A 23,267-nucleotide genomic window follows, 5' to 3' on the forward strand; every position below is an offset into this window, starting at 1 on the left:
GGCTGTGCGACTGCGACTGATCGCCGTCGGTTCACGCATGCCCAAGTGGGTGGAAGAAGGCTGGCATGAATATGCCAAGCGTCTTCCGTCCGAATTGGCGCTTGAACTGGTGGAAATACCGCTCAATACCCGTGGCAAGAACGCCGACGTGGCGCGCTTCATCCGTCAGGAAGGCGAAGCCATGTTGGCCAAGGTCGGGCCGAACGAGCGCGTTGTCACCCTCGAAGTCCACGGCAAGCCCTGGAGCACCGAGCAGCTGGCGGTCGAGCTCGACCGCTGGCGGCTGGACTCGCGCACGGTGAATTTCATGGTTGGCGGCCCCGAAGGGCTGGCGCCGGAAGTCTGCGCCCGTGCCGATCAGCGCTGGTCGCTTTCACCGCTGACGTTGCCGCACCCGCTGGTGCGCATCCTCATCGGCGAGCAGCTGTATCGTGCCTGGACAGTGCTGTCCGGTCACCCTTACCACAAGTAGTTGCGCCCTCATGTCCCAACCGATCCGCATCAAGGACCACGAAAAAGACGCCCGTCTGGTGCGTGGCCGCGTCGTGTTCGGGGCCATTGCAGTGGTGCTGCTCATTGGTGTGCTGATCGCGCGCCTGTATTTCCTGCAGGTCATCCAATACGAATATCACTCGACCCTGTCGGAAAACAACCGCGTCCATGTGCAACCGATTCCGCCGACCCGCGGCTTGATTTTCGACCGCAACGGCGTGGTGATTGCCGACAACCGCCCCAGCTTCAGCTTGAGCATGACCCGCGAGCGCTCCGGTGACTGGCAGCAAGTGCTCGATGTGATCGTCGAAGTGCTGGAGTTGACGCCCGAGGACCGGGTGATTTTCGAGAAGCGCATGCGCCAGGGGCGACGTCCGTTCGAGCCGGTACCGATCCTGTTTGAATTGACCGAAGAGCAGATCGCCCGCATTGCCGTGAACCAGTTCCGCCTGCCCGGGGTGGAAGTGGTCGCGCAACTGGTCCGCCACTATCCACAGGGCGCGCATTTTGCCCACTCGGTGGGTTACATGGGGCGGATCAACGAGAAAGAGCTGAAGTCGCTCGATCCGGTCAATTACAGCGGCACCCACCACATCGGCAAAACCGGCATCGAGCGTTTCTACGAGCCGGAGCTGCACGGCCAGGTGGGTTACGAGGAAGTCGAGACCAACGCCCGCGGTCGCGTCTTGCGGGTGCTCAAGCGTACCGAACCGATTTCCGGCAAGGACATCGTCCTGAGCATGGACATCAAGCTGCAGGAAGCCGCCGAAGCCGCACTCGGCGGGCGTCGCGGCGCGGTGGTGGCCCTGGACCCGAAAACCGGTGAAGTACTGGCGATGGTCAGCCAGCCGAGTTTCGACCCGAACCTGTTCGTCACCGGCATCAGCTTCAAGGCCTATTCCGAGCTGCGCGACTCCATCGACCGGCCGCTGTTCAACCGAGTCCTGCGTGGCCTGTACCCGCCGGGTTCGACCATCAAGCCGGCGGTAGCGATCGCCGGGCTGGATGCGGGTGTGGTGACCGCTTCATCCCGGGTGTTCGACCCGGGTTACTACATGCTGCCCAACTACGATCACAAATACCGTAACTGGAACCGTACCGGTGACGGCTTTGTCGACCTCGATACGGCGATCATGCGCTCCAACGATACCTACTTCTATGACCTGGCCCACAAGCTGGGGATCGATCGGTTGTCGGCGTACATGACCAAGTTCGGCATTGGCCAGAAGGTCTCCCTGGACATGTTCGAAGAGTCGCCGGGGTTGATGCCGACCCGGGAATGGAAGCGGGCGACCCGTCGCCAGGCGTGGTTCCCGGGTGAAACACTGATCCTCGGGATCGGCCAGGGCTACATGCAGTCGACGCCATTGCAACTGGCCCAGGCCACGGCACTGGTGGCCAACAAGGGCATCTGGAACCGTCCGCACCTGGCCAAGACCATCGAAGGCGAGAAGCCGGTGGACGAGAACCCGATGCCGGACATCGTCCTGCGCGATCCGTCGGACTGGACGCGGGTCAACCATGGCATGCAGCAGGTCATGCACGGCGCCCGGGGTACCGCGCGCAAGGCCTCGATCGGCGCGCAATACCGGATTGCCGGCAAAAGTGGTACCGCCCAGGTGGTTGCGATCAAGCAAGGCGAGAAGTACGACCGTTCCAAGGTCCAGGAGCGTCATCGCGACCACGCCCTGTTCGTTGGTTTCGCCCCGGCGGACGATCCGAAGATCGTGGTGTCGGTGATGGTCGAGAACGGTGAATCCGGCTCTGGCGTCGCCGCGCCGGTGGTGCGTCAAGTCATGGACGCCTGGCTCCTGGGCCCGGACGGCCGCTTGAAGCCCGAATACGCCGCCCCTATCAGTGCAGAGGCAACCGCCCCGTGATGAATAATTTTGATCGCATGCTCTCCAGCGAGGATGTGATGCGTCGTCGTGCGACGCTGCTGCAACGCCTGCACATCGACGGTCCGCTCCTGATTCTGCTGCTGACCCTGGCTGCCGGCAGCCTGTTCGTGTTGTATTCGGCCAGTGGCAAGAGCTGGGATTTGCTGGCCAAGCAGGCCACGTCGTTCGGCATCGGCTTGGTGTCGATGATCGTTATCGCTCAGTTAGAGCCGCGTTTCATGGCTCGCTGGGTACCGGTCGGTTACGTGATCGGCGTGCTTTTGCTGGTAGTGGTCGACATCATGGGTCACAACGCCATGGGCGCCACGCGCTGGATCAACATTCCCGGTGTGATCCGCTTCCAACCTTCGGAGTTCATGAAGATCCTGATGCCGGCGACCATCGCCTGGTACCTGTCCAAGCGCACCTTGCCGCCGCAACTCAAGCATGTGGGTGTGAGCCTGTTTCTGATCGGCTTGCCATTCATCCTGATCGTGCGTCAGCCCGACCTCGGCACTTCATTGCTGATTCTGGCGGGGGGCGCCTTTGTGCTGTTCATGGGCGGCCTGCGCTGGCGCTGGATCCTCAGCGTGCTCGCTGCCGCCGTGCCGGTGTCCGTGGCCATGTGGTATTTCGTGATGCACGATTACCAGAAGCAGCGCGTCCTCACGTTCCTCGACCCGGAAAGTGACCCGTTAGGCACCGGCTGGAACATCATCCAGTCCAAAGCCGCCATCGGTTCCGGCGGTGTGTTCGGCAAGGGTTGGTTGCTGGGCACCCAGTCACACCTGGATTTCCTGCCGGAAAGCCACACCGACTTCATCATTGCGGTACTGGGGGAAGAGTTCGGCCTGGTGGGCATTTGCGCCCTGTTACTGATCTACCTGCTGTTGATCGGTCGTGGGCTGGTGATCACCGCCCAGGCGCAGACACTGTTCGGCAAATTGCTGGCGGGCGCCTTGACCATGACATTTTTTGTGTATGTTTTCGTCAACATCGGTATGGTCAGCGGCCTGTTGCCGGTGGTGGGGGTGCCGTTGCCGTTCATTAGCTACGGAGGAACTTCGCTGGTAACGCTGCTGTCAGCGTTTGGGGTTTTGATGTCGATCCATACCCATCGCAAGTGGATCGCGCAGGTTTGAATAAGGTGAAGAGTTCAATGCAAGTAATGCGTGGCTGGGCGACTCGATACGCGCCATGGGTCGGCCTGGTAAGCATCCTTGGCACTGCGCCGCAAGCGTCGGCCGGCGATTACGAAGGCTCGCCCCAAGTGGCCGAGTTCGTCGGCGAGATGACCCGCGACTATGGCTTCGCCGGTGAGCAGCTGATGGGCGTGTTCCGCGAGGCGCAGCGTAAACAATCGATCCTGGACGCCATTTCGAAACCCGCCGAGCGGGTCAAGCAGTGGAACGAATACCGGCCGATGTTCATCACCGATGCGCGTATTGCCCGTGGCGTCGACTTCTGGCGCCAGCATGAGGCCGTACTGGCCCGTGCCGAGCAGGAATACGGCGTGCCGGCGCAGGTAATTGTCTCGATTATCGGCGTTGAGACCTTTTTTGGCCGCAATACCGGTAATTTCCGGGTAATTGACGCCTTGTCGACCCTCGGTTTCGACTATCCTCCCCGTGCCGAATTTTTCCGCAAGGAATTGCGTGAGTTCCTGCTGCTGGCCCGGGAAGAGCAGGTCGACCCGCTGACCCTCAAGGGCTCGTACGCCGGCGCCATGGGCTTGCCGCAGTTCATGCCCAGCAGCTTTCGCGCCTACGCGGTGGACTTCGACGGAGACGGCCACATCAATATCTGGAACAACCCGGACGATGCCATCGGCAGCGTCGCCAGTTATTTCAAGCGCCATGGCTGGGTGGCCGGCGAGCCGGTGGTCAGTCGCGCCGATGTGCGGGGTGAGCAGGTGGACGAAGGTTTGACCACCGGTATCGAACCGACTAAAACCGTTGGAGAGTTGCGGGCCCTGGGCTGGTCAAGTCATGATGCGCTGCGCGATGATATGCCGGTTACCGCATTCCGGCTGGAAGGCGACAATGGCCCTGAATACTGGATGGGCCTGAAGAATTTCTACGCGATCACGCGTTATAACCGCAGCGTGATGTACGCCATGGCCGTACATCAACTGTCTGAACAGCTGGTCCAAGCACGGGGCGTCAAGTAATGCGGGCATTGCCTATGAATAAACCCCTGAAGCTGATGGCATTTGCCGCGTTGGCAGTGCTGGTCGCCAGTTGTTCGACCAGCCGCGCGCCGGCGCAGAAGTCGTCCACCGCCGTGCGCTCGGCGCCGGGGCTGGACATCAACCGTGCGCACAAGGATGGCGCGCCATGGTGGGACGTCGACGTTTCGCGTATCCCGGACGCCACGCCAACCCTGCACACCGGCCCGTACAAGGCCAACCCGTACACGGTGCTGGGCAAGACTTACTTCCCGCTGCAAGAGTCCAAGACCTACGTGCAGTCGGGTACCGCGTCCTGGTACGGCACCAAATTCCACGGTCAGAACACTGCCAACGGCGAAGTGTATGACTTGTATGGCATGAGTGCCGCCCACAAGACCTTGCCGCTGCCGAGTTACGTTCGGGTGACTAACCTGGACAACAACAAGTCCGTGATCCTGCGGGTCAACGACCGCGGTCCGTTCTACTCGGACCGGATCATCGACTTGTCCTATGCCGCCGCCAAGAAGCTCGGGTATGCCGAAACCGGCACCGCGCGGGTCAAGGTCGAAGGCATCGATCCGCAGCAATGGTGGGCAGCCAAAGGCCGTCCGGCGCCATTGATGCTCAATGAGCCGAAAGTCGCGCAGAATAGCGCCCCGGTGATCACGGCCTCGGCCGGCACCGTCGAGCAATGGACGCCACCGCCGCAGCAACACGCCGCCGCCGTTGTCCCGGTACAACTGGATGCAAAAAAAAACGCTTCTGCACCAGCGTCTGGCCAGTATCTGCAGGTGGGCGCGTTCGCCAACCCGGACGCTGCCGAACTGCTGAGGTCCAAGCTCAGCGGGATGGTGAGCGCTCCGGTGTTCATCAGCTCGATCGTGCGCAATCAACAGACCCTGCATCGGGTACGCTTGGGGCCGATCGGTTCGCCGGGTGAAATCCAGCAAGTGCAGAACAGCGTGCGCCTGGCCAATCTCGGTTCGCCAAGTGTCGTGACTGAGTAATACGTAGAACTTGATTGACGGTTCATCTGCGGTTTTGGGGGGTGAACCAGGTTGTTGGCTCGTCGAAGAACAAAAGCCCGGCAAAGGGTGGCTGGAGTGAGCAACTGAACACGCGATAACCCGTTAGAAGGTTATTTGATTAGTTTTGCCTTCGGGCAGTTTCCATTAGCGATTTCGAGAGACGGATGAACATCACCACCTTTGCCAAACGCCTGTGCCTTCTAGTCCCGCTGCTCCTCTCGCCTGCCGCATTCGCGGTCGAGATGATGCCGTCCCCACCGCAATTGGCCGCCAAGGCCTACGTGCTCATGGACGCCAGCAGCGGCAACGTGCTGGTCGAAAACAATGGTGACCAGCGTCTGCCGCCAGCCAGCCTGACCAAGCTGATGACCGCGTACATCGCGACCCTCGAAATCCGTCGTGGCCAGATCGGTGAAAACGATCCGGTGACCGTCAGCGAAAACGCCTGGCGTACCGGCGGTTCCCGGATGTTCATCAAGGTCGGCTCGCAGGTGACCGTCAGCGACCTGCTGCACGGCATCATCATCCAGTCGGGTAACGACGCCAGCGTTGCGCTGTCCGAGCACATCGCCGGCAGCGAAGACGCGTTCGCCGACATGATGAACAAGACCGTGGCTGACCTGGGCATGACCAACAGCCACTTCATGAACCCGACCGGCCTGCCGAACCCCGAGCACTACTCGTCGGCTCACGACATGGCCGTGCTGGCCCGCGCGATCATCCACGAAGACCCGGCTCACTATGCGATCTACTCGCAGAAAGAGTTCTTCTGGAACGGCATCAAGCAACCAAACCGCAACCTGCTGCTGTGGCGCGACAAGACCGTCGATGGCCTGAAAACCGGCCACACCGACGAAGCCGGCTACTGCATGGTGTCTTCGGCCGTACGTGATGGCATGCGCCTGATCGCCGTAGTGTTCGGCACCAACAGCGAAGTGGCCCGCGCCGCCGAAACCCAGAAGCTGCTGACCTACGGTTTCCGCTTCTTCGAAACGCAGACCTTCTATCAGAAGGGCACCGAGCTGGCCCAGGCTCCGGTCTGGAAAGGCGCCACCAACCAGGTCAAGGCTGGCCTGGCTGAAGACCTGACCATGACCCTGCCAAAAGGCCAGCTGAAAAAGCTTGCCGCCAGCATGACCATGAACCCGCAACTGATTGCGCCAATCGCCAAGGGCGACGTGATCGGTAAAGTCGAAGTCAAACTGGAAGACAAGGTGGTGCACAGCGCCGACCTCATCGCCCTGGATGGCATAGAAGAGGGTGGTATCTTCCGTCGCATGTGGGATAGCATCCGTCTATTCTTCTACGGCTTGTTCAACTGATAGTGTGCACCAGCATGGCCCCGCGCTGACCCGGCGTGGGGCCATGCCGTCGCCACGGCTTACGCTTACGAGGCCGTTACGCCATGACCGATACCGAAGTAAAGGCGCCCAAGATCGAATTCCCCAACGTTGATTACCCGGTTAAGGTGATCAGCGATACCGGTGTGGGCAACAAGGACAAGATCATCGAGATCGTCAAGAAACACGCGACGATCAACCATGACCGCGTGGATGAGCGCCAGAGCACCAACGGCAAGTACACCACGATCCAGTTGCACATCGTTGCGACCGACCAGGACCAGCTGTACAACATCAACAGCGAACTGCGGGCAACCGGTTTCGTGCACATGGTGCTGTGATGTCCGGCACGCTGGGCTTTCGCGAGCTTGGCCAGATGGCTTACGAGCCGGTCTGGCATGCCATGCAGCGCTTCACCAACGAACGGGGCAGCGACGCTGCCGACGAGATCTGGCTGGTCGAGCACCCGCCAGTCTTCACCCAGGGCCAGGCCGGCAAGGCCGAGCACCTGCTGCTGCCGGGCGATATCCCGGTGGTGCAGGTCGACCGCGGTGGCCAGGTGACGTATCACGGCCCCGGGCAACTGGTGGCCTACCTGTTGCTGGATGTACGCAAGCTGGGTTTCGGCGTACGAGACCTGGTGAGTCGCATGGAGTCATGCCTGATCGAGCTGCTCGCCAGTTACGGCGTGACCGCCGCGGCCAAGCCGGATGCGCCGGGTGTGTATGTCGATGGAGCGAAAATCGCTTCCCTGGGTCTGCGGATCCGCCACGGTTGTTCCTTTCACGGCCTGGCCCTGAACGTGGACATGAACCTGGAACCGTTTCGACGGATTAATCCCTGCGGCTACGCCGGGCTGGCGATGACCCAGCTGAGCGATCACGCAGGATCGATTGAATTTGCCGAGGTTAGTGCCCGGCTGCGCGCGCAGCTCGTCAAACACCTCGACTATGCTGAGCAGACGACCCTGACGGGCGGAATCGACTGATATGACTACTGATGCAGTGCAAACCATGATCCCGACGCTCGATGTCTCCGAGCGCCCGGCCCCGCGTGCCAAGGTTGAAGCCGGCGTCAAGCTGCGCGGCGCCGAGAAGGTTGCACGCATCCCGGTAAAGATCATTCCGACCACCGAACTGCCGAAGAAACCGGACTGGATTCGTGTGCGTATTCCGGTCTCTCCGGAAGTCGACCGCATCAAGGCCCTGCTGCGTAAACACAAGCTGCACAGCGTGTGCGAAGAAGCTTCCTGCCCGAACCTGGGCGAGTGCTTCTCCGGCGGCACCGCGACCTTCATGATCATGGGTGACATCTGCACCCGTCGTTGCCCGTTCTGCGACGTCGGCCACGGCCGTCCGAAGCCACTGGACGTCAACGAGCCGGAAAGCCTGGCCATCGCCATCGCCGACCTGAAACTCAAGTACGTGGTGATCACCTCGGTCGACCGCGACGACCTGCGCGACGGCGGTGCCCAGCATTTTGCCGACTGCATCCGCGAAATCCGCAAACTGTCGCCGAACGTACAGCTCGAAACCCTGGTCCCGGACTACCGTGGCCGCATGGACATCGCCCTGCAAATCACCGCTGCCGAGCCACCGGATGTCTTCAACCACAACTTGGAAACCGTGCCGCGCCTGTACAAGGCTGCGCGTCCGGGTTCGGACTACCAGTGGTCGCTGACGTTGCTGCAACGCTTCAAGCAGATGATGCCGCACATCCCGACCAAATCCGGCCTGATGCTGGGTCTGGGCGAAACCGACGAAGAAGTCATCGAGGTCATGAAGCGCATGCGCGAACACGACATCGACATGCTGACCCTGGGCCAGTACCTGCAGCCGTCACGCAGCCACTTGCCGGTGCAGCGTTTCGTGCACCCGGACACCTTCGCCTGGTTCGCCGAGGAAGGTTACAAAATGGGCTTCAAGAACGTTGCTTCCGGCCCCCTGGTACGCTCCTCGTACCACGCCGACGAGCAGGCGAAGCTGGTCAAGGCCGAGTTGATGTCGTCCTGATTCGGCCATGAAAACACAGCCCGCAACGTTCAATCGGCCTTGCGGGCTTTTTTTGCGTGTCTCACAACGACATCGGTCTTTTCCTGCGACTACGCGATGCTTGATCCGCTTCTGTTTATCTACGTTCCTGACTAATGTGTGTTTGATGCTTTCACGCAGGGAGATCCATGGATGAACGCAAGACCTGACCCGACGCTCATTCCCCACACCCCTGTACCGGCCTTGCCGATGAAAGGGCTGATCGGTGTTATCGCGCCAGCAGGTCCGGCCGCGCTGGACACCAAGAAAGCCATCGCCTGGATGCGTGCTCGCGGTCATTCACTGCGGATATTTCCCGGGGTGTTCGAGAAGGATGGCTACCTGGCCGGCAGCGACGATGTGCGACTCAACGACCTGCACGCCGCGTTCATGGACCCTGAGGTCGATGCGATTATTTGCCTGCGCGGCGGATACGGTACCCCTCGGTTGCTGGATCGCATCGATTTCCAGCTGCTGCGCCAAAATGCCAAGCCATTCATTGGCTATAGCGACATCACCGCGCTGCACCTGGCGATCAGCCGCTACGCGGGTTTCGTGACCTTCCATGGCCCGCTGCTCAACGCCGATCTGCTGGGCGAACGGCTGCCACCGACCGAGTCCTCGTTCTTCAACATGCTCAGAGGGCAGTGCAGGGCTGGTATGGTGCTTACCCACCCGGTTGGCCGCCCTTTGACCACGATCGTGCCGGGTGTCGCTTTTGGGCGCCTTCTAGGTGGCAACCTGTCGATGATTGCCGCGACCATGGGCACGCCTTACGAGATTGATGCTGCAGGTGTCATTCTGTTTATCGAGGACATCAACGAGCCGCTGTATCGCATCGACCGGCTGCTGACCCATCTGCGCCTGGCGGGCGTATTACGCAAGCTGCGCGGGGTTCTGGTGGGTGATGTAGCGGGGGTAGAGCCGCAGGCTCTGGATCGATTGCTCAAGCAGACCCTGGAACCCTTTGGCATCCCGGTGCTGTCCGGGTGGCGCAGCGGGCACTGCAATCCGAACCTGACGTTGCCAATGGGCGCCTTGGTGAAGCTGGATGCAGGGGACCAGCAACTGATCCTGGAACAAAACGTCGTCAGGCGGTAGGAGCAAGCTTGCTTGCGATGGTCGTAAAACGATTGCGCGTGTTTACCGGTTAAACGCAGCGATCTCGGGTCCATCGCGAGCAAGCTCGCTCCTACAGTGGATAAGGCGCTTAGCGGTTGCGCAATCCTTCCAGCAACTTGTGCGTCGGGTAACCATCCGCCGGCCAGCCAAACGACTGCTGGGCGCTGCGGATCGCCTTGCGGGTATTGGCGCCAATGATTCCGTCGGCAGTGCCCGCGTCGTAGTTCTGGGCACTCAACAGATTTTGCAGTTCGATCCGCTCGGTGCGGCTCAGGGGCAGATCGTCCTTGGGCCACGTGCCGCTGATCAACCCTGCGCCATTGAAGCGCTCGGCCAGCAGGCTCACCGCCAGGGCGTAGGACGACGAGTTGTTGTACTTGAGAATCGCGCGGAAGTTGTCCAGCACCAGGAAGGCCGGGCCGCGATAGCCTGCCGGCAACAGCAGCGCTGCGGACAATTGTTCGGAGCCTGCCGGGAACTGGCCGCCATTGGGCAGGACCACACCCAGTTGCCGCCATTCGGCGACGCTCTTGCGAATCGAGCCATCGGCGAGGACGTAGTCGAAACTGCCTGGCAGTTGTACTTCAAAGCCCCATGGCTGGCCTTTTTGCCAGCCGGAGCTTTGCAGGTAGTGGGCAGTCGACGCCAGGGCGTCGGTGGCGCTTCCCCAGATATCGCGGCGACCGTCGCCATCGAAGTCCACGGCGTGGGTGTTGTAGGTGGTCGGGATGAATTGGGTCTGGCCCATGGCGCCCGCCCAGGAACCAAGCATTTTCTCGGGTTCGATATCGCCTTGCTGGAGGATTTGCAGGGCGGCGATCAATTGCGCGTGAGCGAAACCGGGGCGACGCCCTTCGTAGGCCAGGGTGGCCAGTGAGTTGATCACCGATTTGCTGCCCTGGAACTGGCCGAAGTTACTTTCCATGCCCCACACCGCAACCAGGGCCTGGCGGTCGACGCCATAGCGCTGCTCGATGCTTTGCAGGATGCCGTTGTACTGGTCGACCAGTGCCTGGCCTTTGCGAACGCGCAGTGGCGACAGGGCGCCATCGAGGTATTCCCACACCGGTTTGGCGAATTCCGGTTGGCTACGGTCGGCGCGGATTACGCTCGGGTCGAAGCTGACATTGGCGAAGGCGCGGTCGAACAGGTCGGCACGGATCCCGGCGGCCAGGGCGTCCTTGCGAAATCCCGCCTGCCATTCGGCGAAGGTCTGGGTTGGCTGGATGTCGAGACTTTCGCCAGTCGGAACCACGGGTGGAATAACCGCTGGGGCGGTGGCAACAGGCAGTGACTGAATCGGCTGGGCGTCGGCGGCGGTGGGTTTTTCCGCGCAGGCGACGAGCAAAATGAGGCTGGAGGCAGCAATCAATTGGCGAAAGTGCCAACGACGGGAAAGACAAAGGGGCATGCACGGGTCCAGGGAAAACGAATCAGATACAGACCTTAACATGTTGAGCGGATGCTTGCCTTTCAGGCCGCCAGAAAGTAAGAAGCCTCCCAGTTGTCAGACTGGAAGGCTTCGCGGCGGTAACTGCCTTTGCCCTTGCCGGGGCGCTCCTGGCGACTACGGAACAATGGCTGGGCGACGATGGATTTGGCCTTGTTGGGGCCGTGTCTGGACGGCTTTTTACTCATGATGGGCTCTCGCAAGTGAGGGGTTTTTGCGGGACAAATCATCGGCTGAAGTTGGGCGGCTGTCTATAGCGCAAATGCACGTGTGTTTTGTAGGAAGAATCTTATTCGGCAGGTAACGACAATCGCTGCCCGGCCATCAACAATGTCAGGCGACTCAGACTCATCCACGGCGAACCCGCCGCCTGGCCCTTGATCTGCGCGTCGATGCGCTGGGCTTCGAGCAACAGTTGCGCCCAGCGTTGTGCCGAATAGCGTTGCAGGGCTTTGCTCATCAGCGGTTTACGTTTGTCCCAGACCGGCGGCCTGGCCTGGCTGAAGGCCTTGTCCAGTGGCGTGCCTTGGCTGTACTGCAACGAAATGTTGGCCAGCAGGCGCAGTTCCCGGGCCAGGGCCCAGAGAATCACCGGAGGCTCGACACCTTCACCGCGAAGCCCTTCGAGCATGCGCAGTGCGTGGGCGGCTTCGCCGTTGAGAATGGCGTCGGTCAGGCCGAAAACGTCGAAGCGCGCACTGTCAGCCACCGCAGCCTGTACGGTTTCAATGGTGATCTGGCCGCCTTCGGCCATCAGCTTGAGTTTTTCGATTTCCTGGGCAGCAGCCAGCAAGTTGCCCTCGACCCGGGCAGCGATCAGCTCAACGGCGTCCGGGCTGGCGGACAGTCCGGCCTGGGACAGGCGCTGACGGATCCAGCTGGGCAACTGGTTGGCATCCACCGGCCAGATCTGGACGAATTGGGTCTGTTGGCCTTCGACCAGCGCCTTGCCCCATTTGGTTTTCTGCGCGCTGCCATCGAGCTTCGGCAGGCTGATCAATAGCAGGGTGTCTTCGGCCGGTCGCGAGCAGTACTCGATGAGTGCGGCGGCACCTTTATCGCCGGGTTTACCGGAAGGCAGGCGCAATTCCAGCAGGCGTTTTTCGGCGAACAGCGACATGCTGGCGCCAGCTTGCAGCAAGGTACCCCAGTCGAAACTGGCGTCGGCGGCGAACACCTGGCGTTCGTCGAAGCCTTGTTGGCGGGCGGCCGTGCGGATGGCGTCGGCGGCTTCCTGGCACAGCAAGGGATCGTCGCCACTGATGACGTAGACCGGCGCGAGGGCGCCTTGCAGGTGTTTGGCGAGTTGGGCGGGAGCGAGCTTCATAAGCGGGCAAACGGGGCGCCAGGGCGCCCCGTAAGTCTTACTGCTGAGGCAGTTCGAGAGGCGACTGACGAGGCGTTTGCGCCTCAGCCTTTTGCGCCGCTTCCAGCGCCGCGGCTTCCGCCTTGGCCTTGGCTTCGGCTGTCTGCTGCAACTGGTCGAGCTGGGACGGCGTGAATTGCTGCAGGCGCAACATCATGCGTTGAACCAGCTCGCGACGCATTTCACGGCGAGCATCGCTGGCCTCCTGGTCGGAACCTACCAGGTTGTTGCCGTCATGGATGAACACCTTCTGCACTTCGAGTTTGTCGCTCAGCAGGGGCAGGTTGCCCTGGCCGCGAATGTCATAGTTGAGCACTGTGCTCAGTTGATACTCGCCCGTACGACCGGCGCCGGCGTAGCTGAGGATACGCTGGGATTCCTGCTGGTTGGTCAGGATGAGTTTGTAAGGGGCGCCGTTGTAGACCTTGACGCCGCTGCTTACCAGCATCTGGCGCAGTTGCGTCACGGTTTCGCCGTAAGCGTCGCGGGCGCTCACGTCGAGTTCCTTGATCGCCAGTTCGGTGGTGCCGGTGCCACGCAGCTGGAAGCCGCAGGCGCTCAACAGGACTGCGAGGCCTATCACCAGCAAGTTGCGTTTGATCATTGTGTTGCTCCCCTTGAAACCATGTGGGCCAATCGAGCGGCCCGAAAGGTTTTGTTCGGCGCCTGGCATGGCCAGGCGCCTGATCCAATTAGCTGGCGACGATGTTGACCAGTTTGCCGGGCACCACGATCACTTTGCGAATGGTCAGACCATCGACGAAGCGCAGCACGTTCTCGTTGGCCCGTGCGGCGGCTTCGACTTCTTCGCGACTGGCACTGGCCGGCATTTCGATCTGGCCGCGCAGCTTGCCGTTGACCTGGATGACCAGCGTCAGGCTGTCCTGCACCAGCGCGCTCTCGTCCAGCACCGGCCAGGCGGCGTCGATCACCGGATCGGCGTGACCCAGTCGATTCCACAGTTCGTGGCTGATGTGCGGGGTGATCGGCGCCAGCAACAAGGTCACGGTTTCCAGGCCTTCCTGGACCAGTGCACGATCCTGTTCGGTGTCTTGCGCGGCTTTTTCCAGTACGTTCATCAGCGTCATCACCTGGGCGATGGCGGTGTTGAATTTGTGGTTCTGGCCGACGTCGTGGCTGGCCTGCTTGATGGCCTGGTGGATCGAACGGCGAATGGCTTTCTGCTCGTCGTTCAGGCCGGCGACGTCCAGTTTGCCCGGCAGGCCCTGGGTGACGTGCGCTTGAGCCAGGCGCCAGACGCGCTTGAGGAAGCGGTGCGAACCTTCGACGCCCGAGTCGGACCATTCCGCGCTCATGTCCGGCGGCGAGGCGAACATCATGAACAGCCGGCAGGTGTCGGCGCCGAACTGGTCGATCATCGACTGTGGGTCAACGCCGTTGTTCTTCGATTTGGCCATCTTCTCGGTGCCACCGATTTCCACCGGCAGGCCGTCCGCGATCAGCTTGGCGCTGATGACCTTGGCTTTACTGTCGCGTTCGAGCTCGACGTCCGCCGGGTTGAACCAGGTGTAGGCACCGTTGGCTTCACGACGGTAATAAGTCTCGGCGATCACCATGCCTTGGGTCAGCAGGTTCTTGAACGGCTCGTTGGAGCTCACCAGGCCTTCGTCGCGCATCAGCTTGTGGAAGAAGCGCGCATAGAGCAGGTGCAGGATCGCGTGTTCGATGCCGCCGATGTACTGGTCGACCGGCAACCAGTGGTCGGCCGCGGATTTTTCTACCAGGCCGCCTTCAAAGTGCGGCGAGGCGTAACGAGCGTAGTACCACGAGGACTCGACGAAGGTGTCCATCGTGTCGGTTTCACGCTTGGCAGGCTGGCCGCATTTCGGGCAGCTGCACTCGTAGAACTCGGGCATGCGTGCCAGTGGCGAACCGGCGCCATCGGGTACGACGTCTTCTGGCAGTACGACAGGCAGTTGATCTTCCGGCACCGGCACGTCACCGCAGGTGGTGCAGTGGATGATCGGGATCGGGCAGCCCCAGTAGCGCTGGCGGCTGATGCCCCAGTCGCGCAGACGGAATTGGGTGCGCGAGGCGCCCAGTTCTTTCTTGATCAGCGCGACTTCAATGGCGTCGAACGCGCCGGCGAAGTCCAGGCCGTCGAACTCGCCGGAATTGATCAGCGTGCCGTGCTCGCCGTAGGCGTCTTGCCATGGCGCCGGGTTGATGTCACCGGAACTGGTGCGCACTACCGATTTAACCGGCAGGTTGTACTTGTGGGCAAACTCGAAATCGCGCTCGTCGTGGGCCGGAACAGCCATGACCGCGCCGTCGCCGTAGTGCATCAGCACGTAGTTGGCGACCCATACCGGCAGTTTTTCACCCGTCAGCGGGTGCTCGACGAACAGGCCGGTTGGCAGGCCTTTTTTCTCCTGGGTGGCGACGTCGGCTTCGGCGACGCTGCCGCCTTTGCATTCGGCGATGAACGCTTGCAGCTCAGGGTTGTTCTTGGCGGCGAGGGTGGCCAGGTGGTGCTCGGCAGCCACAGCGACGTACGTCGCTCCCATGAGTGTATCCGGACGGGTGGTGAAGACTTTCAGTGCGCCGGTTTCGCCGATGGAGTCGACGTTGTACGGGAACTGCACTTCCATGCCGCGGGATTTGCCGATCCAGTTGCGCTGCATGGTCTTGACCTGTTCAGGCCAGCCCGGCAGGTCGTCGAGGCTTTCCAGCAGCTCATCCGCGTAGGCGGTGATCTTGAAGTAGTACATCGGGATTTCGCGCTTTTCGATCAGCGCGCCGGAACGCCAGCCACGGCCGTCGATCACTTGCTCGTTGGCCAGGACAGTCTGGTCGACCGGGTCCCAGTTCACGGTGCCGCTTTTTTTGTAGATCACACCTTTTTCGAACAGGCGGGTGAACAGCCATTGTTCCCAACGGTAGTAGTCGGGCTTGCAGGTGGTCACTTCGCGCGACCAGTCCACCGCCAGGCCCAGGCTGCGCAGCTGGGTCTTCATGTAGGCGATGTTCTCGTAGGTCCACTTGGCGGGCGCTACGTTGTTCTTCATCGCGGCGTTTTCCGCCGGCATGCCGAAGGCGTCCCAACCCATGGGTTGCAGCACGTTCTTGCCCTGCATGCGCTGGTAGCGGGAGATCACGTCGCCGATGGTGTAGTTGCGCACGTGCCCCATGTGTAGCTTGCCGCTGGGGTAAGGGAACATCGACAGGCAGTAGTAGGTCTCCTTGCCTGGCTGTTCACTGACTTCAAAGGACTTTTGCTCGTCCCAGAATGACTGGGCGGCGGCTTCGATTTCACGGGGCTGATATTGTTCGTGCATGGCTACTTTTGAACTGAATAGGGGTGGCCTAATCCTCTTCAATGCGACGCTGGACGGTGATCGCGCCAATTCGGCGTTTCGGTGTCCAGAGGAGCTGGAAGTGGAGTTACAGGAAGCGCCGTAGCATACATGACCGCACTCTATCGAGGGAAACCCTGATTACTGCCGTGCGTCTCGCAAAAACCGCTGCGAGGGCCGTTGGTCGCGGCGTCCAGCCGGTTTGTCGATGGAAGCTAAGCTCTAACTGGGGAGTAGGTCTTATCTTCCAATGAGGTGAGGGATGGTTGAGTCACGGCAGAAAGTTACAAAACCGGAGTTGTACGAAAGACTGATCGATCGTTTGGGCATGGCCCTTGATGCAGCCAAAACAGCTGGTCGGCTGCGCGACGAACGCCCTTTGGAACTGGAGTTGCGGGGCCTGAGCCCCGCAGAGTTTGCACTGGTCAAGGCGTACCTCGATCGCAGTGAGCGTGAGACGCAGGGATGCTTGTCTGAGGCAGTGAAGCAACTCGACGCACCACGTTCGGCCAAGATCATCTGGCTCAAGGACAAAATACCTGGCAGAGACGCGGTAAAGGTCCGGTCCCTGCAGTTCAAATAAGGCATAGAGCCATGCTCCACGGTTTTTTGAAGCATAGTCCTTCCGTATTTATTGTCGCAATGCGTCAACCCACTTAGGCTTCGGGCATCTTTGAGGAGATGCCCGATGCCTTTTCGCTATTTCGTTAAACACCTTCTGATGCCGCCCGGCGTTCTAATCCTGTTGTTGGTGCTTGCCTGGTGGCTGCGCCGCTCAAGGCCGCGCCTTGCCGGTGGGTGCTTTGCGCTGGGTGTGGGTGGCTTCTGGTTGATGAGCCTGCCGGTGATGGTGCAATGGGGCGCCGGGCTCCTTGAGCGTGAAGCTCCCTTGGCTCGTGACGAATGGGCAACCTTGGCCCAGCGCGCCGATGCGATCGTGGTGCTGGGGGCCGGACGCGAACGGGGTGATCTGGCCTGGGGCAGTGACCAGCCCACCGGAGTGGCCCTTGAGCGAATGCGCTATGCCGCTCGCCTGGCCAAGGCTTCGGGCTTGCCGATATTGACCAGTGGCGGTTTGCATTACGGCACACCGCCAACTGAAGCCAAATTGATGGCTGAGTCGTTGCGCGATGATTTTGGCGTGGCGGTGCGTTGGCAGGAAGGCCAAAGTCGAACCACCTGGGAGAACGCGACATTCAGCGCCGAGGTCTTGTTGCCTGAAGGCATCAAGCGCGTGGTGGTGGTCACTCAGGCCTGGCACATGCCTCGAGCGGTCTGGAGTTTCCACAAGGCAGGTTTTGAAGTGGTACCAGCGCCAGTGGGATTCCTGAGCGTCAACAACGGCGAGCCACTGGGTGGCTGGATGCCGGAGTTCAAGGCGATCTGGCGCAACGGACAGTTGTTGAATGAGGCGGCGGGACAGATCGGTTATTGGTTGTTTTACCGTTGACCCCGTTCTGTAGGAGCCGGCTTGCCGGCGAAGGCGTTCTTCGCTGCGATGCGGCGACCCGACAAGCCAGCTCCTACAGGGTTCATGCGTCGTCGGTCTAGACCGTCTTGGCCATCCGGCTGGCAATCAACGCCCAGCCAAACAGCAGCACACAAACAATGATCAACGGCCACGACCGCCATTGCAGGTAAGGCGTCAGGTTGTGCATCGGGACCACTTCGCCATACAGAATGCCGCGCTCGAACTGCGGGATCTGCGCGGTGATCTGGCCAAATGGGTTGATCAGGCCGGTCACGCCATTGTTGGTGGCGCGAATCATCCATCGTCCAGCCTCGAGTGCACGCATCTGTGCCATCTGCAAGTGCTGCAGCGGGCCGATGGACGTGCCGAACCAGGTGTCGTTACTGATGGTCAGCAGCAGGTCGCTTTGGGCGGCAAGGCCGGCGGCGAACTCTGGGTACACCACTTCGTAGCAGATGTATGGTGCAATCTGGTAACCCTTGGCTTGCAACATGGCCTGGTCGGAAGGGCCCCGTGCAAAGTCCGACATGGGCAGGTCGAAGAACGCGATCAGGCCTCGCAGCACATCCTGCAACGGCACGTATTCGCCGAACGGCACCAGCTTCTGCTTGAGGTAGGTGCCATCGCCTTCGCCGACTACGGTAATGCCGTTGTAGAAGCGTTTCTGCTGGTGGACGACTTCGCGGATAGGCACGCCGGTAATCATGGCCGAATCCCGCTCGGCTGCGAATTTACCCATCATGTCCAGGTAGCCCTGGGCCGACTCCTTGAGCACCGGGACCGCAGTTTCCGGCCAGATCAGCAAATCGACCCGTTTCGAACTGAAGCTCATGTCGCGGTACAGCTCCAATTGCGCGTTGAGCTGCGCCGGGTCCCACTTCATGCTCTGTTCGACGTTGCCCTGGATCGCCGCGACGCTCAACGGCGCACCGGAGGGGCTGGTCCAGGCGTGCTGCTTGAGCGCCATGCCGGCTACCCACGGACCTGCCAGCAGCACCACGCCCACGGCGATGAAACCTTTGCGTCCCGTGCGTACCAGGCGCATGGCGTTGTAGATCAATGCCGCAGTCAGGGCCAGGGTGAAGGATATCAGCCACATTCCGCCGACAGGCGCGAGCCCGGCCAAGGGGCCGTCCAGTTGGCTGTAGCCGGAGTAGAGCCATGGGAAACCGGTCAGGAACCAGCCGCGAAATGCCTCCTGGCCGACCCATAGCGCAGCGAATGCCAGGGTGTCCGCCAGCGGCGCTTCGTTGCGCCGCAGCCAGCGCGCCCAAATCCAGGCGGGCAGGGCGAAGAACCAGGCAATCGCCGCCGTGAAGATCAGCATCAGGAAACCGGCCAGCAGCACTGACGCACCGCCGAAGTGATGAATGCTGTAGTAGATCCAGCTGGTGCCGGCGCCAAACAGGCCGAAGCCGAAACACCAGCCTCGCCCCAGGGCCTGGCGTGGATTCAGTTCACGCAAGCCGGCATAGAAAAGCCCGACCGCCAGCAGTGCCAGTGGCCAGATATCGAACGGCGCCAGGGCCAGGGTGGTGATTGCACCGGCCGCCACGGCCAGCAGGTTACCGGGCCAGCCGGGGCGGGTTGTCCAGCGCATTTCAATCCTTAGGTTTTTACCGGGCGATAGGCGTCAGTCGCAGCAAATGAATCCGCCGACTGTCGGCGTTCAGGATGCGGAAGCGATAGGCGCCGATTTCAGTGATTTCGTTGCGTTTTGGCAGGTGTCCGAACGCGCTCATCACCAGGCCGCCAACGGTGTCGAACTCATCGTCGGAAAACTCGCTGTCGAAGAACTCGTTGAAGTTCTCGATCGGGGTCAGGGCCTTGATCAGGAAGTCGCCGCTGGGCAGTGGCTTGATGTAGCTGTCTTCTTCGACGTCGTGTTCGTCTTCGATATCGCCGACGATCTGTTCCAGTACGTCTTCGATGGTCACCAGGCCTGCCACGCCGCCGTATTCGTCAATGACGATGGCCATGTGGTTGTGGTTGGCGCGGAATTCACGCAGCAGTACGTTCAGGCGCTTGGACTCCGGCACGAAAGTGGCCGGGCGCAGCAGGTCCTTGATGTTGAAACTGTCGCCGTTCTCCCTGAGGATCAACGGCAGCAAGTCCTTGGCCAGCAACACGCCCATCACGTCATCGTGGCTTTCGCCGATCACCGGGTAGCGGGAGTGGGCCGAGTCGACCACGGCGGGGAGGAACTCGCGAGGTGTCTGGGTCGCCTTGATGCTGACCATCTGTGAGCGCGGGACCATGATGTCCCGTACCTGCAGGTCGGCAACCTGGATAGCGCCTTCGACGATGGCCAGCGCTTCGCTGTCCAGCAGTTTGTTCTGGTGTGCATCGCGCAGCAGCTCCAGCAGCTCCTGGCGGTTCTTCGGCTCGTGGGCAAAAGCCTGGGTGAGCTTACCCAGCCAAGACTTCTGCCCGTTGCTCGATCGATCTTCGCTCATAGCGATTACTCTGAATCCTTTGTTGTTTCGGTAGGGGATGTTTCGATTTCGTCGTCCGCGTACGGATCGGGATAGCCCAGTTCTGCAAGCAACGTTCGTTCCAGTGCTTCCATCTCTTCGGCTTCGTCATCTTCAATATGGTCGTAACCAAGCAGATGCAAGCAGCCGTGGATCACCAGATGCGCCCAGTGGGCCTGGGGTGCCTTGCCTTGCTCGGCGGCTTCACGCTCGACCACGGCCACGCAGATCACCAGGTCGCCCAGCAGCGGGATGTCGAGAAATTCGTCAGGCACATCTGCAGGAAACGACAAGACGTTGGTGGCGTAATCCTTTTGCCGCCAAGTGTTATTCAGCTCGCGACCTTCGGCCTCGTCGACCAGGCGAATGGTCATCTCGGAGTCGGCGGTGCGCTGGCGCAGGGCCAGCTCGCACCATTGGCGGAACTCGGCTTCGCCAGGGGCAGGCGCTTGGGTCGCGATTTGCAGATCAAGCTCAAGCATCGCGTCGGCTATCCCTGGCGGCAGCATCATCGGCCGCCTTGGTTTCGAAGCGCTCGTAGGCTTCGACAATCCGTTGCACCAATGGATGGCGCACAACGTCCTTGGGCTGGAAGTGCGTGAAACTGATGCCCGGCACGTCCTTCAAGACTTCGATCACGTGGTGCAGCCCGGACTTGGTGCCGCGAGGCAGGTCGACCTGGGTGATGTCACCGGTGATGACGGCCGTGGAGCCGAAGCCGATCCGGGTCAGGAACATCTTCATCTGTTCGACCGTGGTGTTCTGGCTTTCGTCGAGGATGATGAAGCTGTTGTTCAACGTCCGGCCACGCATGTAGGCCAGTGGCGCAACTTCGATCACTTGGCGTTCGATCAGCTTGGCGACGTATTCGAAGCCGAGCATTTCATAAAGCGCGTCGTAGAGCGGACGCAGGTACGGGTCGATTTTCTGCGACAGGTCACCGGGCAGGAAACCGAGTTTTTCACCCGCTTCGACCGCCGGACGCACCAGCAGGATGCGCCGGATCTGTTCGCGTTCCAGCGCATCTACCGCACAGGCGACGGCCAGGTAGGTCTTGCCAGTACCGGCCGGGCCGATGCCGAAGTTGATATCGTTACCGAGGATTTCCTTCACGTAGCGCAACTGATTCAAGCCGCGAGGGCGAATCATGCCTTTTTTGGTGCGCAGGGCGACGGAGGCTTCGGCGGGGGAGTGGTTGTCCAGCTCTTCGACGGCGGATTCCTGCAGGAACAGGTGCACCATGTCCGGCGACAGCTCGGTACCCTTGGTTTCCCGGTACAGGCGGCGCAGGAGGTTTTCCGCGGAGGTGGTGTGTTTTGGCTCGCCGATCAGCTCGAACTGGTTTCCGCGGTTGCGGATCTCGATGGTCAGGCGCTGTTCGATCAAGCGCAGATGCTCGTCGAATTGCCCGCACAGATTGGCGAAGCGGCGAGCCTCAAAGGGCTCGAGGATGAAACGATGTGGTTCGATGGGTGCGTTCAAGGTCGTATTTAGCCGCCCTGGGGCAATTGGGATGATTCAAGGATAGCGCCAGTGGCGCGGGTGCGAAAGCTCTTAAATATTCCAGCTTCAAACACCGTCCCCTGTGGGAGCAAGCCTGCTCGCGAATGCGGTGTGTCAGCCCCGTTAATGTCGACTGGCACGCCCTCTTCGCGAGCAAGCCCGCTCCCACAGGGATCTTCGGCGTTACTGGATCAGTGAGCCCCGCAGCGAGTGTGGCTGTGCGGCGTCGATATGCACATCGGCGAACTGGCCGATCAGGGTCGGATTATCGCAGCGGAAGTTGACGATACGGTTATTCTCGGTCCGGCCTTGCAGCTCACCGGGGTCTTTCTTGGAATAATCGGTAACAAGAATCCGCTGAATCGAACCGACCATTTGTCGGCTGATCTCGAAACCCTGCTGGTTAAGGCGATGTTGCAGGGCGTTCAGGCGCTCTTTCTTCAGTTCTTCCGGCGTCTCGTCGGCCAGGTCGGCGGCGGGCGTGCCCGGGCGCTGGCTGTAGACGAACGAGTAGGAGAAGTCGAAGCCGACGTCCTGGATCAGCTTCATGGTCTGTTCGAAGTCTTTTTCGGTCTCGCCGGGGAAGCCGACGATGAAGTCCGAACTGATGCATATCCCCGGCACGGCGGCGCGCAGTTTGCGCAGCTTGGATTTGTATTCCAGCGCCGTGTGGTTGCGCTTCATCGCCGCGAGGATGCGGTCCGAGCCTGATTGCACCGGCAGGTGCAGGTGTTTGACCAGTTCCGGAACGTCGGCATGGGCCTGGATCAGGCTGTCGGAGAATTCCAGCGGGTGCGAGGTGGTGTAGCGGATGCGGTCGATGCCATCGACTGCGGCGACCACGCGGATCAGTTCGGCCAGATCCGCCAGGCGACCGTCGTGGGTCTTGCCGCGATAGCCGTTGACGTTTTGCCCGAGCAACGTCACTTCTCGCACGCCGTGTTCGGCCAGGTGAATGATTTCGGCAATCACGTCATCGAACGGGCGGCTGACCTCTTCACCGCGGGTGTAGGGCACCACGCAGAACGTGCAGTACTTGCTGCAACCTTCCATCACCGACACGTAGGCGCTCGGGCCGTCGATGCGCGGCTCTGGCAAATGGTCGAATTTTTCGATTTCGGGGAACGAGACGTCGACTTGCGGCAGCTTGCTGCTGCGTGCGGCGTCGATCATTTCCGGCAGGCGGTGCAGGGTCTGCGGGCCGAACACTACGTCGACATAGGGCGCGCGATCGCGAATGGCGGCGCCTTCCTGGCTGGCCACGCAGCCACCGACGGCGATCACCATCTCCGGGTTGGCCAACTTCAATTCGCGCCAGCGGCCCAGTTGGGAATAGACACGATCCTGGGCGCGCTCGCGGATCGAGCAGGTGTTGAGCAGAATCACGTCGGCATCTTCAGCGCGCGCGGTGACTTCCAGGGCCTGGTGTTCGCCCAGCAGATCGACCATGCGCGAGCTGTCGTACTCGTTCATCTGGCAACCGTGGGTTTCGATGTAAAGCTTCTTGGCCATGGAGAGAGTCATCACGTGATTCAAAGAACCGCGCATTATAGGGAACATGTACTCAGGTTCCTACCGCTGCGCGTCTGGCGGCTATGCTATAGTTCGCGCCCTCATTTTTATC

The 23,267-nt window shown here is 61.0% G+C and carries 22 protein-coding genes; 12 read left to right on the top strand and 10 right to left on the bottom strand.

Annotated elements, in window-relative coordinates; translation table 11 throughout:
* The first annotated feature begins 4 nt into the window (after positions 1-4).
* The 10 genes from rlmH (at position 5) to BKX96_RS25610 (ending at position 10,041) form a co-directional block, all read left to right on the top strand.
* A complete protein-coding gene (gene rlmH / locus BKX96_RS25565; RefSeq protein WP_007937439.1) occupies positions 5-472 on the top strand; it encodes a 23S rRNA (pseudouridine(1915)-N(3))-methyltransferase RlmH in 468 nt (155 codons plus the stop codon).
* Between the two features lie 10 nt (positions 473-482).
* Positions 483-2,372, top strand: a complete 1,890-nt coding sequence (gene mrdA, locus BKX96_RS25570; protein ID WP_077185807.1) for a penicillin-binding protein 2 — start codon at positions 483-485, stop codon at positions 2,370-2,372.
* A gap of 38 nt (positions 2,373-2,410) precedes the next feature.
* Positions 2,411-3,514 carry a rod shape-determining protein RodA gene (gene rodA, locus BKX96_RS25575; protein WP_046815929.1) on the top strand — a complete coding sequence of 368 codons (1,104 nt, stop codon included), beginning with the start codon at positions 2,411-2,413 and terminating at the stop codon, positions 3,512-3,514.
* A gap of 17 nt (positions 3,515-3,531) precedes the next feature.
* Positions 3,532-4,542: a lytic murein transglycosylase B gene (gene mltB / locus BKX96_RS25580; protein ID WP_046815845.1), complete on the top strand. Its 1,011-nt coding sequence runs from the start codon at positions 3,532-3,534 to the stop codon at positions 4,540-4,542.
* On the top strand, positions 4,542-5,549 hold the full coding sequence (locus BKX96_RS25585; protein WP_046815844.1) for a septal ring lytic transglycosylase RlpA family protein: 1,008 nt from the start codon (positions 4,542-4,544) through the stop codon (positions 5,547-5,549). Before mltB ends, BKX96_RS25585 begins: the two co-directional genes overlap by 1 nt.
* A gap of 185 nt (positions 5,550-5,734) precedes the next feature.
* Positions 5,735-6,892, top strand: a complete 1,158-nt coding sequence (locus BKX96_RS25590; RefSeq protein WP_077185809.1) for a D-alanyl-D-alanine carboxypeptidase family protein — start codon at positions 5,735-5,737, stop codon at positions 6,890-6,892.
* Between the two features lie 83 nt (positions 6,893-6,975).
* Positions 6,976-7,251, top strand: a complete 276-nt coding sequence (locus BKX96_RS25595) for a DUF493 domain-containing protein (protein ID WP_003215438.1) — start codon at positions 6,976-6,978, stop codon at positions 7,249-7,251.
* The gene (gene lipB, locus BKX96_RS25600; RefSeq protein WP_034148130.1) at positions 7,251-7,898 is read left to right on the top strand and encodes a lipoyl(octanoyl) transferase LipB; all 648 of its coding nucleotides are present in this window, start codon (positions 7,251-7,253) and stop codon (positions 7,896-7,898) included. Before BKX96_RS25595 ends, lipB begins: the two co-directional genes overlap by 1 nt.
* A 1-nt stretch (position 7,899) precedes the next feature.
* Positions 7,900-8,922, top strand: coding sequence for a lipoyl synthase (lipA, locus tag BKX96_RS25605; protein WP_046815842.1), 1,023 nt, complete (start codon positions 7,900-7,902; stop codon positions 8,920-8,922).
* A 171-nt stretch (positions 8,923-9,093) separates the two neighbouring features.
* Positions 9,094-10,041 (top strand): S66 peptidase family protein, encoded by a 948-nt coding sequence (locus BKX96_RS25610; protein ID WP_046815841.1) that lies wholly within the window; start codon positions 9,094-9,096, stop codon positions 10,039-10,041.
* Positions 10,042-10,150: 109 nt separating this feature from the next.
* Here the strand turns inward: BKX96_RS25610 and BKX96_RS25615 are convergent, their stop codons facing one another.
* The 5 genes from BKX96_RS25615 to leuS form a co-directional block, all read right to left on the bottom strand.
* Complete coding sequence (locus BKX96_RS25615) at positions 10,151-11,473, bottom strand: lytic murein transglycosylase (protein WP_046815840.1); 1,323 nt, start codon at positions 11,471-11,473, stop codon at positions 10,151-10,153.
* Between the two features lie 62 nt (positions 11,474-11,535).
* Positions 11,536-11,700, bottom strand: a complete 165-nt coding sequence (gene arfA, locus BKX96_RS25620) for an alternative ribosome rescue factor ArfA (protein WP_046815839.1) — start codon at positions 11,698-11,700, stop codon at positions 11,536-11,538.
* 101 nt (positions 11,701-11,801) lie between these two features.
* Positions 11,802-12,839, bottom strand: coding sequence for a DNA polymerase III subunit delta (gene holA / locus BKX96_RS25625; protein WP_046815838.1), 1,038 nt, complete (start codon positions 12,837-12,839; stop codon positions 11,802-11,804).
* 37 nt (positions 12,840-12,876) lie between these two features.
* Positions 12,877-13,482 (bottom strand): LPS-assembly lipoprotein LptE, encoded by a 606-nt coding sequence (locus BKX96_RS25630; protein ID WP_046815928.1) that lies wholly within the window; start codon positions 13,480-13,482, stop codon positions 12,877-12,879.
* 88 nt (positions 13,483-13,570) lie between these two features.
* Positions 13,571-16,177: a leucine--tRNA ligase gene (leuS, locus tag BKX96_RS25635; protein WP_077185810.1), complete on the bottom strand. Its 2,607-nt coding sequence runs from the start codon at positions 16,175-16,177 to the stop codon at positions 13,571-13,573.
* 280 nt (positions 16,178-16,457) lie between these two features.
* Between leuS and BKX96_RS25640 the strand changes: the two genes are divergently transcribed.
* Together BKX96_RS25640 and BKX96_RS25645 are read left to right on the top strand one after the other, a co-directional pair.
* On the top strand, positions 16,458-16,778 hold the full coding sequence (locus BKX96_RS25640; protein WP_046815836.1) for a hypothetical protein: 321 nt from the start codon (positions 16,458-16,460) through the stop codon (positions 16,776-16,778).
* A 105-nt stretch (positions 16,779-16,883) separates the two neighbouring features.
* Positions 16,884-17,645 (top strand): YdcF family protein, encoded by a 762-nt coding sequence (locus tag BKX96_RS25645; RefSeq protein WP_077185811.1) that lies wholly within the window; start codon positions 16,884-16,886, stop codon positions 17,643-17,645.
* Between the two features lie 97 nt (positions 17,646-17,742).
* On the opposite strand, the gene lnt is transcribed toward BKX96_RS25645, so the two are convergent.
* The 5 genes from lnt to miaB form a co-directional block, all read right to left on the bottom strand.
* Positions 17,743-19,266, bottom strand: a complete 1,524-nt coding sequence (gene lnt / locus BKX96_RS25650; RefSeq protein WP_046815834.1) for an apolipoprotein N-acyltransferase — start codon at positions 19,264-19,266, stop codon at positions 17,743-17,745.
* A 16-nt stretch (positions 19,267-19,282) separates the two neighbouring features.
* Positions 19,283-20,122, bottom strand: coding sequence for a CorC family transporter (locus BKX96_RS25655; protein ID WP_046815833.1), 840 nt, complete (start codon positions 20,120-20,122; stop codon positions 19,283-19,285).
* Positions 20,123-20,127: 5 nt separating this feature from the next.
* A complete protein-coding gene (ybeY, locus tag BKX96_RS25660; protein WP_046815927.1) occupies positions 20,128-20,622 on the bottom strand; it encodes an rRNA maturation RNase YbeY in 495 nt (164 codons plus the stop codon).
* On the bottom strand, positions 20,615-21,622 hold the full coding sequence (locus tag BKX96_RS25665; protein ID WP_046815832.1) for a PhoH family protein: 1,008 nt from the start codon (positions 21,620-21,622) through the stop codon (positions 20,615-20,617). Before BKX96_RS25665 ends, ybeY begins: the two co-directional genes overlap by 8 nt.
* A gap of 204 nt (positions 21,623-21,826) precedes the next feature.
* Positions 21,827-23,155, bottom strand: a complete 1,329-nt coding sequence (miaB, locus tag BKX96_RS25670; RefSeq protein WP_179092181.1) for a tRNA (N6-isopentenyl adenosine(37)-C2)-methylthiotransferase MiaB — start codon at positions 23,153-23,155, stop codon at positions 21,827-21,829.
* Positions 23,156-23,267: the final 112 nt, after the last annotated feature.

This window comes from Pseudomonas putida (assembly GCF_001976065.1).
Lineage (GTDB): Bacteria > Pseudomonadota > Gammaproteobacteria > Pseudomonadales > Pseudomonadaceae > Aquipseudomonas > Aquipseudomonas serbica.